The organism is Mesorhizobium sp. GW821-FHT07A06 (assembly GCF_059419085.1).
Genome location: NZ_JBWKRC010000020.1, coordinates 33915 through 45724, shown reverse-complemented (window position 1 = coordinate 45724; position 11810 = coordinate 33915). Strand labels below are relative to the sequence as shown.

Genomic DNA, 11810 nt, shown 5'->3' with positions numbered 1-11810 from the left:
ACAATGCGCCGGCGAAAGGTTGCTGGTTCAGGATGCCTTTTGGGTTGCCGCTCCGGCATGATCGAGCAGCCGCTGCGCCATATGCGCGCCGACCACCAGATGCGTGCAGAGCCCGCCGGCGATCGCCGCGAGCAGCGGTTCGAACTTGCTGTCCTCCTGCACCACCATCAGGCGTTTTTCGATGGCGCGCAGCGAGGCAAGCTCGGCGGAGATCACCCGGCGGTTGTAGCTGCAGTCGAGCACCTTGCCCTCGGCGTCGATGATCTGCCCGGCAATGACGCCCGCGGCACCTCGGCTGCGCAGCTCCGCCATCTCGCCCGATGTCAGCGCGCCGCACTTGACCAGATGGCTCTCTGCGTCGACCGCGCCGACCGAGTAGAGTGCGAGATCGCAGTCCTTGATTCCCGACAACTGCTCGCGGATCACCGGTTCGTCCCGCAGCGCGCGCGCCAGCTCTTCCGTCGACAGCACCAGCGGCGCATAGAAGTTCAACCCCTTGGCGTTGAGCCGGCGTGCGATTTCCATGGTGCACTGGTCGGGCCGATAGGAGTAGGGTGCGCCGAGGTTGCCGCAAAGCTGCACCACCGTGACCTCCTGCAGGTCGGCATAGGACATGATGTCGGCGATCATGTAGACGGTGCGGCCCCAGGCGACGCCGATGCGGTCACCCTTCTTGACCAGTTCCAGAAAGACGCTCGCCGCCAGCACGGCGATATCAGTCGAAGGGTCGGGGATGTGGCCGTTCTCCGGCGCGATCCAGACCGCGTCGAGGCCCAGCGCGTCCTCGAGCTTGCGCGCCATCACATCGTCGGTGAACAGCTGCGTCGAGGTCGAGATGTTGACGATGCCGGTCTCGCGCGCCTTGCGCAGATACATGGCCACCGAAGCACGGGAAATGTTAAGCTGGCTCGCAACCTGGTCCTGCCGCAGGCCATGCGCATAGTAGAGCCAGGCGGCCTTGTGAATGAGCTGTTCTGCCGGTCGGATCGCCATGCCGTCTCCTCGGCTGACATTAGTCACGGCTCTCGACAAAAGTCAAATTCGGATGCGGGGACACGATCGTCTCTCGGCAAGGTGCATCCGGGATCGCCGTTCTACAAAGCCTGCATAGCATAGCATTTTCGGCCCTCCGGGGGGATGGCCTGACAAGAGTCCTGGGGTTAGAAAGCTCGAAAAGAACTTTGGGGAGACCGGGATGGGCAATCGCTACGAACAGGATCTTGACAGGAACGCGGCCAACCACCAGCCGCTGACGCCGCTTACCTATCTGGAGCGGGCCGCAAAGACCTATCCTGATCATGCCGCCATCATCCATGGCTGCCAGCGCACCTCCTATCGTGATTTCTGGCGTCGCTCGCTGAAGCTTGCCTCGGCGCTTCAGAAGCGCGGCATCGGCAAGGGCGACACGGTCACCGTCATGCTGTCCAACACGCCGCCAATGCTGGAGGCGCATTTCGGCGTGCCGATGACCAGGGCGGTGCTGCATTCGCTCAACACTCGCCTCGACGCCGCGGTCATCGCCTTCCAGCTCGACCATGCCGAGACCAAGGTGCTGATCGTTGACCGTGAATTCTCAGGTGTCGTCCGGCAGGCGCTTGACCTGGCCAAGGTCAAGCCGCTGGTCATCGACTATGATGATCCCGAATACGCCGCCGACGCGCCCTATCCGAAAGGCGAGCGGATCGGCGCATCAGACTATGAGGATTTTGTCGCTGGCGGCGACGAGGGCTTCGCCTGGTCGATGCCGGACGATGAATGGGACGCCATCTCGCTCAACTACACCTCCGGCACGACGGGCAATCCGAAGGGTGTCGTCTACCACCATCGTGGTGCGGCGCTGATGGCCTACACCAACACGATCCATGCCGGCATGGCCAAGCACGCCGTCTATCTGTGGACGCTGCCGATGTTCCATTGCAACGGCTGGTGCTTTCCTTGGACGCTCGCCGTCCAGGCCGGCACCCATGTCTGCCTGCGCTGGGTGCGGCCGAAGCCGATCTACGATGCCATTGCCGATCATGGCGTCACCCATCTGTGTGGCGCGCCGGTCGTGATGTCGGTGCTGATCAATGCCCGGGATGACGACAAGCGCGAATTCCCGCAGACCGTCACCTTCAACACCGCGGCCGCGCCGCCGCCGGAAGCCGTGCTGTCGGGCATGGCCGATGCCGGCTTTGCCGTCACCCACCTCTACGGCCTGACCGAGACCTATGGTCCGGCAGTGGTCAACGAATGGCACGGTGAATGGGACAGTCTGGCAAAAGGCGAGCGCAGCGCCAAGAAGGCAAGGCAGGGCGTCCGCTACGCAGCCCTCGAAGGCCTGACCGTCATGGATCCCGAGACGATGCAGACGACGCCGGCCGACGGCGAGACGATCGGCGAGGTCATGTTCCGCGGCAACATCGTCATGAAGGGTTATCTGAAGAACCGCAAGGCAAGCGACGAAGCCTTCGCCGGCGGCTGGTTCCACTCGGGTGACCTCGGCGTCATGCATCCCGACGGCTACATCCAGCTCAAGGACCGTTCGAAGGACATCATCATCTCGGGTGGCGAAAACATCTCCTCGATCGAGGTCGAGGACGCACTCTACAAACACCCGGCTGTGGCGTCGTGCGGTGTGGTTGCCCGCGCGGACGACAAATGGGGCGAGGTGCCCGTGGCCTATGTCGAACTGAAGCCCGGCAAGACCGCGACCGAAGCCGAGATCATCGAGCATTGCCGAGCACTGCTTGCCCGCTTCAAGGTGCCGAAAGCGGTGATTTTTGCGGAGATACCGAAGACGTCGACCGGCAAGATCCAGAAGTTCCGGCTGCGGGAGATGGCCAAGGTGGCGTGAGCGCACCGTCATTTTTGCTAGACCTCGACAATTTGCCGCGGACCGGCGACTTCGTCATTCTAGGGTGGAGCAGGAGCGAAGCTCCGTCGCGGAAACCCTAGGATCCATGCCGTGACCTCGCGGCCGTGCTCCAGCGGTTGGGAATGGCTCGCTGCGGGCCTTTTGATGTAACATATTGATCCGCAGCATTTTTTGACCGACGTCATGGAATGGATCCTAGGGTCTGCGCCGCGTCGCTGCGCTCCTTGCTCCGCCTAGGATGACGAACTCATCAGCGACTGCCTCCTATCGCGAGCGCCGGTTGTCGCGTCAGCCTTCTGTCACCATCTGTCACCAATTATACGCGTACGTCGATTTCGCGTTGACATCGCCCTCTCTTCAATTTACGAGTGACGAAAATTAAAATTCGTCACTCGTAAAACGACAGGGACCCATGTCCGAAGCAGCCAACATCATGGCCGATGCCGCCAGGCAGGAGAATGTGACACGCATTCTCGACTGCGCCGAGCGCCTATTCCGGCACTATGGCTACGGCAAGACGAATGTCGCGGACATAGCCCGCGAACTTGGGATGTCGCCGGCCAACATATACCGTTTCTTCGCCTCCAAGGTTGAAATCCACCAAGCCGTTTGCGGCCGGATGCTCGGCGCCAGCTACAAGATGGCCTACGAGATCATGCACCTGCCGATCAGTGCGGAGGAGCGGCTGCGTCGCTACATTCATGCCCAGTACAAGATGACGCTCGAGACCATGCTCGACGAGCAGAAGGTCCATGAAATGGTCATAGTCGCGCTCGAGCGCGACTGGAGCGTCATCGACAAGCACGTCAACAGCATTCACGACCTGTTCGCCGAGGTGATCCGCGAGGGCGTCGAGACCGGCGAGTTCAGGGAGCAGGATCCCGAAGCCGCCTCGCGCTGCTTTGGCGCCGCCACCGTCATTCTCTGCCACCCGCAGATGGTGGCGCAGTGCCTTGCCAAGACCAACCGGGCAATGCCCGACGAACTTATCGATTACGCCATCAGAGCCTTGAAATAGCCGCCGGTCGCCGGTGTCGACAGTTCGCCTCAGTCGGGAGTACCAGATGTCTTTGTCCAATTCCATCATCCGCCGGCTGCCGGTCGCGGGCTTGGTCGTTGCAGGGCTCACGCTTGCCGGCTGCAGCCAGGAAAAGGCCGAGGTCAAGGAGATCATCCGCCCGGTCAAGGTCGTCGAGATTGCCCAGGCGCATGACACTCGCACGCTTTCCTATTCCGGTTCGGTGCGGGCCCGCACCGAAAGCGCGCTGGCTTTCCGCGTCAACGGCAAGATTACCGAGCGCCTTGTCGACATCGGCCAGCACGTGGCGCCGGGCGATGTGCTCGCCCGCATCGATCCCACCGACTACGACCTTTCGGTCAAGAGCGCGCAGGCAGCTCTTGATGCCGCCGAACGGCAGGTCGAGACGACAGAGCTTGCGCGCAAGCGCGCCGAGCAGCTTTTCGCCAAGAATTTCTCGCCGAAATCGCAGCTCGAACAGGCGACGCTGACCTATGACCAGGCGGTCGCCACGCGCGACTCCGCCCGTTCGTCACTTGCACAGGCCAAGAACCAGGTCGGCTATACCGACCTCAAGGCCGACAAGGACGGCATCGTCACGGCGGTGAATGCCGATGTCGGCCAGGTGGTCGGCTCCGGCGCGCCGGTGGTCACCGTCGCGGTCGACGGCGAGAAGGAAGTGCTGATCGCGGTCCCCGAAATGGAGATCGCCGAGTTCAAGCCGGGCAAGCCGGTCAAGGCCGGCTTCTGGTCCGACAACACACTGACGCTCGACGGCAAGGTCCGCGAGGTTGCCGGCAGCGCCGATCCGCAGTCGCGCACCTTCGCCGTCCGCGTCAGCCTGCCCAACGACCAGCGTGTGCTTCTCGGCATGACCGCCAATATCGAGGCTTCGGCGGCCAACGAAAAGCAACTCGTATCGATCCCGCTGAGCGCGTTGGCTGAGAAAGATAACCAGTCGATCGTCTGGACCGTCGATCGTGGCGCCGACACCGTCCACGCCCGTCCGGTGAAGGTTGCCAAGTTCGCCGCCGATGGCGTGCGCGTCGCCGAAGGATTGAATCCCGGCGATATCGTGGTCGCCGCCGGCACACAGTTCATGACCGAGAATCTGAAGGTGAAGCTCGCCGGCGGCATCGAGCAGCAATCCGCCTCGGCCGATGGTGACGACGCCAGCCGACTGCGCTGAGGACAGACAGGTCGGCCGCGCGTTCCCGCGGCCGCAGGTTTCCGGGCGGCGTGCGCCCGAAGGTCGAGACGTCAAGGCCGATGTACCCCCGCATCGACCCTAGCGTCCCACCGCGATGAGTGTCTCTCCGCTCGGAAAGCCTCGCCGCCCGGAAGCCAGTATCGAACGCAACTGATTTCGTTTTCGCGCGCCGCGCTTCTTCGAGGCACCAGGCGCCGGCAAACAGCAAAGTGGACAGCACCGATGACGACCTCCACTGAAGAAAAGCGGCCCTTCAACCTTTCGCGCTGGGCCATCGGCCACCCCTCAATAGCGCGGTTCCTGTTCGGGCTGATCATCATCGCCGGTGCGCTCGGCCTGATGCGCATGGGCCAGAAGGAAGACCCTGACTTCACCTTCCGCGTCATGGTCGTGCAGGCGATCTGGCCGGGCTCGTCGATCCAGGAGATGGAGGACCAGGTCGTCAACAAGATCGAGCGCAAGCTGCAGGAAACGCCGCATCTCGACTTCGTGCGCTCCTTCACCCGCGCCGGCAGCGCCATCATCACGGTGCAGATCAAGGGCGATACCAACGCCGCCGAGGTGACGGATGCCTTCTATCAGGTGCGCAAGAAGGTCGGCGACATATCCGGCGACCTGCCGCAGGGCCTGCTCGGCCCCTATTTCAACGACGAGTTCGGCGACACCTTCATCACGCTGCATTCGATCAGCGGCGATGGCTTCTCCTATCCCGAGCTGAAGAAATTCGCCATCCAGGCGCGCGACATGCTGTTGACCACGCCGGGCGTCGAAAAGGCCGTCATCATCGGCGACCAGCCGGAAAAGCTCTATATCGACGTGTCGTCCAAGGCGCTGGCCGAACGCGGCCTGACGCTGACCGACCTGCAGAATGCGATCAAGGGCCAGAACAATGTCGATCCGGCCGGTGCCGTCGACACCGGCGTCAATTCGGTGCGCATTTCGGTCGAAGGCGACGTCACCAAGGCCGCCGATATCAGGGAACTGCGCCTGCGTGCCGGCGGCCAGGTCACCAGGCTCGGCGACATCGCCACCGTGACCTCGGGGCTCGAAGATCCCTTCCAGCGCAAGTACCGCTTCAACGGCCACGAAAGCGTGCAGCTTGGCGTCGTCATGGCCAAGGGCTTCAAGGTCACCGATGTCGGCAAGGATGTCGAGGCAACCTACAAGCGCTTCGAGGAGGCGCTGCCTTATGGTGTGTCGGTCGACCAGATTTCCGACCAGCCGGGCGTCGTCACGGACGCGGTGGCCGAATTCATGCACGCGCTCGGCGAAGCGTTGCTGATCGTGCTTGTCGTCTCCTTCCTGTCGATCGGCTGGCGTTCGGGCCTTGTCATCGCCATCGCCATTCCGCTGGTGCTCGCAGCCACTTTCGCCATCATGTACGAGCTCGGCATCGACCTGCAGCGCATTTCGCTGGGCGCCCTGATCATCGCGCTCGGCCTGCTTGTCGACGACGCCATGATCGTCGTCGAGATGATGGAGCGAAAGCTGGAGGAGGGCCTGGTCAAGATCGAGGCGGCGAGCTTCGCCTATACATCGACCGCCTTCCCGATGCTGACCGGCACGCTGATCACCACCGCCGGCTTCATTCCGGTCGGCTTCGCCGCCTCCACGGCCGGCGAATATGTGCGCACGTTGTTTTATGTCGTCGGCATCGCGCTGATCGTGTCGTGGTTCGTCGCGGTCTATTTCACGCCGTGGCTCGGCAACATGATCCTCAAGCAGCGCAAGCACGCCGGTACCCATCACGATGCATTCGACACCCGCTTCTACCGCCGGCTTCGCTCTACCGTCGGCTGGGCGGTGCGCCATCGCATCATCGTGCTTGTCATGACGCTGGTAACCTTCGCCACCAGCCTGTGGGCGTTCCAGTTCATTCCACAGAACTTTTTCCCGCAATCGTCGCGGCCGGAAATCCTCGTCGACCTCTGGCTGCCGGAAGGCACCAGCATCAAGGAGGTCGAAGCGCAGGCCAAGGCGCTTGAGGCCAAGATGATGGACGACAAGGACAAGCGCTTCATCGCCACCTATATCGGCGAAGGCGCGCCGCGCTTCTTCCTGCCGCTCGACCAACAGCTCAGCAATCCGAATTTCGCCCAGATGCTGGTGATGGCCAATGACGAGCCGGCCCGCGAGCGGCTGATCGTCAAGCTGCGCACGGTTCTGGCCGAGGACTTCCCCTCGATCCGTGCCAAGGTCGACCGTCTGTTCCTCGGGCCGCCAACCGGCTGGCCGGTGCAGATGCGTGTCATGGGCCCGGATCGCCAGGAGGTGCGCCGCATCGCCGACCAGGTGAAGGCGAAGTTCCGCGAGAATCCGTTGCTCGGCGCTGTCCACGACGACTGGCTCGAACCGGTGCCGGCGATGAAGCTGGTGATCGACCAGGACCGTGCCCGTGCGCTCGGCGTCACCTCGCAGCGCATCCGCCAGATGCTGCAGGCAACCATGTCCGGCGCGCCGCTCGACAATTTCCGCGACGGCGAGGAGACGGTGTCCATCGTCGCCCGCGAGCCGGACGCCAGCCGCAGCCTGCTGTCGTCGGTCGACTCGGTCTATATCCCGACCGATTTCGGCGGTTTCGTACCGCTGTCGCAGGTGGCCAAGGTGGTTCCGGTGCTAGAGCAAGGCATCGAGTGGCGCCGCGACCGCCTGCCGACGATCAGCGTACGTGCCACGCTGCCCGACGGCGTGCAGTCCAACGACGTCGTCACCAAGATGTACAAGGACATCCAGGGCCTGCGCGACGGCCTGGCGCCCGGCTACAAGATCGAAATCCAGGGCGGTGCCGAGGATTCAGCCGAAAGCCAGGCTTCGATCGCCGCCAAGGCGCCGATCATGCTGGCCATCATCGTCGTGCTCTTGATGATCCAGCTGCAGAACTTCGGCAAGGCGATGCTGGTGCTGGCCACCGGTCCGCTCGGCATCATCGGTGCGGCCGCGGCCCTTTTGATCAGCGGCGCGCCGTTCGGCTTCGTCGCCATTCTCGGCGTCATCGCGCTGGTCGGTATCATCATGCGCAACTCGATTATCCTGGTCGACCAGATCGACCAGGACATCGCCAGAGGCATGGAGCGCTCGGAGGCCATCATCGGCTCGGCTGTGCGCCGTTTCCGGCCGATTGTGCTGACGGCGATGACGGCGGTGCTGGCGCTGATCCCGATCTCGCGCGCCGTGTTCTGGGGGCCACTCGCCTATGCGATGATGGGCGGCATCGTGGTCGCCACCGTGCTGACCATCCTGGTGCTGCCCGCCGGCTACGCCCTGTTCTTTGGCCGCGAGCCGAAGAAGCGTGGTGTCGACGCCGTCGCAGAAGCATCCGCGACGGAACTGCCGGAAAGGCCGCAACTGGCGCTGGCGGCCGAATAGCGCGGCGCGGATCATCCGTCGTCGCTGATGTCGATGGCGGATGATCCGGCGCGACGGCCGATCCCATCACGCCGATTAAAATGCTCCCTGGCGCCGATTCTGCAAAACAGAATTCCTTCCCAGTGCGGCCAAGCGGTTCCATGCTGAGCGGCACCGGAGCGGTACCGCTCGTCCTTATCAGGGTGTCTTCCCATGGCAGAAAAAAAGCAATTGCGGCTCGGCGCCTTCATGCGTCCCGTCAGTTTGCACACCGGCGCCTGGCGCTATCCGGGCGCCTATCCCGACGCCAACTTTAACTTCGCGCATTTGAAGCGTTTCGCACAGACGCTGGAGGCGGCGAAATTCGACGCTTTCTTCATGGCCGATCATCTGGCCGTGCTGAACATGCCGATCGAGGCGCTTCGGCGCAGCCACACGGTGACCTCGTTCGAGCCGTTCACCTTGCTGTCGGCGCTTGCCGCCGTCACCGATCACATCGGGCTGGTTGCCACCGCATCGACAACCTTTGACGCGCCCTATCACATCGCCCGTCGATTCGCGTCGCTCGACCATATCAGCGGCGGGCGCGCCGGCTGGAACATCGTGACGACGTCCAATCCCGATGCGGCGTTGAATTTCGGGCTGGACGAACATGTCGAGCATGACGAGCGCTATCACCGGGCGCGGGAATTCTACGATGTCGTCACCGGCCTCTGGGACAGCTTTGCCGACGACGCCTTCCTCCGCGATGCCGAAAGCGGCCTCTATTTCGACCCCGCCAAATTGCATGTGCTTGACCATAAGGGCGAACATCTCTCCGTGCGCGGACCGCTCAACATCGCGCGACCGGTACAGGGTTGGCCGGTCATCGTGCAAGCCGGCGCGTCGGAGGCCGGGCGGCAGCTGGCCGCGGAAACGGCGGAAGTCATTTTCGCCGCCCATGGCGATCTCGCGTCGGGCCAACGCTTCTTCGCCGATGTCAAAGCCAGGGCGCAGAAACTTGGCCGTTCCCGCGACGACATCAAGATCCTGCCTGGCGCCTTCGTCATTGTCGGCGACAGTGTCGAGGAAGCGCGGGCCAGGCGGGCGAAGCTCGACAGCCTGGTCCATTACGAGAGCGGCATTGCCTCGTTGTCGATCGCTCTTGGGCATGACGCGTCGGCCTTCGATCCCGACGCCGCTCTGCCGGAAATACCGGAGACCAATGCCTCGAAGAGCAGCCGCGAGCGCGTCATCGAACTGGCTAGGGATGAAAACCTGACGGTGCGCCAGCTGGCCCAGAGACTGGGTGGCTATTCCGGCCTTGCTTTCGTCGGCACGCCGAAAACGATTGCCGACGAGATGGAGGAATGGCTGGTCGCCGAGGGATCGGACGGCTTCAACATCATGTTTCCCTATCTGCCCGCCGGGCTCGACGACTTCGTCGAGAAGGTGGTGCCCGAACTGCAGCGGCGCGGCATCTTCAGGCTGAAGTATGAGGGCTCGACGCTGCGCGAGAATCTCGGCCTGAAGCGGCCGCCCAACCGGTTCTTCGAAGATACGGAAGCGTCGATCCGCAAGGCTGGGTGAGGTGAAGGCTGGTGGCCGAAAAGCATCGGGCGCGCCGAAGCGCGCCCGATATTTGTCAAGTTGCCCTGTCAGATGACGAATACCCAGTTGGCGATCAGCATCACCACCACGCCGGCGACCAGCGTCAGGTAGGGCAGCATGCCTGCTTTCTTCACCGAGAGGTCGGTTCCCGTCATGCCGAGATCGGCCAGCATGTGGTCGGGGAACTTGCCCTTGTCCTGGATGTAGTGGCGGAAGCAGAACACCGGAATGATCAGCGCCGCGGTGATGAGCCCGGCCCACAACGCCATCGGGTTCCACACTTTGGCACCGGCGCCCATGAAGATCGCGTTGACATAGGCGAAGATCGCTCCGATTGCGAGCAGCCAGGTCGGCGCCTTCCATGGCCGTGCGATATGGCCGTTGTCGATGCGGTGGATCCAGCCGGCATTGAGGTTGAGGAAGTTGAAGATGATGTAGCCGCAGTTCGACACGGCGAGGATGAAGAAGAAGCTCGTCGCATCGGCCGAGGCGATGGCCAGCACGATCAGGTTGAAGCAGAGGTCGGTCCACATGGCACGGGTCGGCGCGCCATGTTCGTTGACGTGGCTGAGATAGCGCGGCAGCCAGCCGTCCACCGAGCCCTGGTAGAGCGTGCGCGAGGAGCCGGCCATCGCCGTCATGATGCACAGCACCAGCGCCAGGATCATCAGCATCACCAGGAGGCTGTGGATGAGCTTGCCGCCGCCGACCATGCCGGCAAGCGCGTCAGCGACGCCGGAGCCGTCGACGATCGGCGTTGCAAGCATGCCGTTGAGGCCCAGCACGCCCTGGAAGGTGAAGGGCACCAGGATGAACAACAGCATGCAGAGCAGGCCGGAATAGAAGATGGCTTTGAACGTGTCGGTGCCGGGATTCTTGAACTCGGAGGTGTAGCAGACGGCGGTCTCGAAGCCGTAGGTTGACCAGGCTGCAATGAACATGCCGCCGAGCACCAGCGTCCAGCCGGCGATATTCCAGGCGCCGGGATCCGGCGCATAGGCGGCCGCCAGCGGCACCAGTGGCGAGAAGTTGGCCCAGTTGATCTGCCCGGTGAAGATCGGCACGACGCCGACGATCAGCATCGGGATGATGACCAGCAGGCCGATATATTTCTGCACATTGGCGGTGCCGAGGATGCCGCGATGCTGGATCGAAAAGATGATCAGCATCAGTACCGCGCCGATGAAGAAGGTCGCATTGAAGGTGAAGGAGACCGGACCCAGCGTGTGGCTGTACAGCGTCCAGTTGCGGATTGCCGGCGTCGCGGCGGTCGTCACCGCTGCAATCGCGTCGGCGGGCGCCGTTCCGGCATGCGCCGCGATATAGGCGACGACTTCCGCCGAGGTCTCGGTGAACAACGGCACCGGCGCCAGCGCATTGAGGACGTAGGCGGCCGCGATCGAGCAGCCGAGCGACAACACCGGCGACCAGGCGAACCAGTTGCACCACACAGACAGCGGCGCGATGAACTTGGAATAGCGCAGCCAAGCCGTTGCGCCGTAGATCGAGGCGCCGCCGGACTTGTTCGGGAACAGGCCGGCGATCTCGGCATAGGTGAAGGATTGCAGGAAACCCATGATCATGGACACCGTCCAGATCAGGAAGGCCAACGTTCCGGTCGTGCCGGCAATGCCGCCGATCGAAAACAGAACCAGTGCCGGAACGCCGCTTGCCACCCAGAAGGCGCCGCGCCAGTCGATATGCCTGAGCAGCTTGCTATCGGCAGGCTGCTCCAGGGCCGTACTTATGGTGCTCATGTCAGTGACTTCCCCTTTTTCGATGTTCCCCGC

The 11810-nt window shown here is 63.1% G+C and carries 7 protein-coding genes; 5 read left to right on the top strand and 2 right to left on the bottom strand.

The window, feature by feature from the left end:
* Positions 1–27: 27 nt before the first annotated feature.
* Positions 28–993, bottom strand: a complete 966-nt coding sequence (locus AC07SZ_RS34710) for a sugar-binding transcriptional regulator (RefSeq protein ID WP_172374231.1) — start codon at positions 991–993, stop codon at positions 28–30.
* A gap of 202 nt (positions 994–1195) precedes the next feature.
* Here AC07SZ_RS34710 and AC07SZ_RS34705 point away from each other — a divergent pair, with 202 nt between their 5' ends.
* From AC07SZ_RS34705 to AC07SZ_RS34685, 5 genes are all read left to right on the top strand, one after another.
* Positions 1196–2836, top strand: coding sequence for an acyl-CoA synthetase (locus AC07SZ_RS34705; RefSeq protein WP_494917783.1), 1641 nt, complete (start codon positions 1196–1198; stop codon positions 2834–2836).
* Between the two features lie 433 nt (positions 2837–3269).
* Entirely contained in the window at positions 3270–3875 is a 606-nt protein-coding gene (locus AC07SZ_RS34700; RefSeq protein WP_056564343.1) for a TetR/AcrR family transcriptional regulator, read from the top strand.
* Between the two features lie 46 nt (positions 3876–3921).
* Positions 3922–5064: an efflux RND transporter periplasmic adaptor subunit gene (locus tag AC07SZ_RS34695; RefSeq protein ID WP_494917782.1), complete on the top strand. Its 1143-nt coding sequence runs from the start codon at positions 3922–3924 to the stop codon at positions 5062–5064.
* Positions 5065–5307: 243 nt separating this feature from the next.
* On the top strand, positions 5308–8451 hold the full coding sequence (locus tag AC07SZ_RS34690) for an efflux RND transporter permease subunit (protein WP_494917781.1): 3144 nt from the start codon (positions 5308–5310) through the stop codon (positions 8449–8451).
* A gap of 192 nt (positions 8452–8643) precedes the next feature.
* A complete protein-coding gene (locus AC07SZ_RS34685) occupies positions 8644–9999 on the top strand; it encodes an LLM class flavin-dependent oxidoreductase (protein ID WP_172374229.1) in 1356 nt (451 codons plus the stop codon).
* Between the two features lie 68 nt (positions 10000–10067).
* On the opposite strand, the gene AC07SZ_RS34680 is transcribed toward AC07SZ_RS34685, so the two are convergent.
* Entirely contained in the window at positions 10068–11777 is a 1710-nt protein-coding gene (locus tag AC07SZ_RS34680; RefSeq protein ID WP_056564329.1) for a trimethylamine N-oxide permease, read from the bottom strand.
* Positions 11778–11810: the final 33 nt, after the last annotated feature.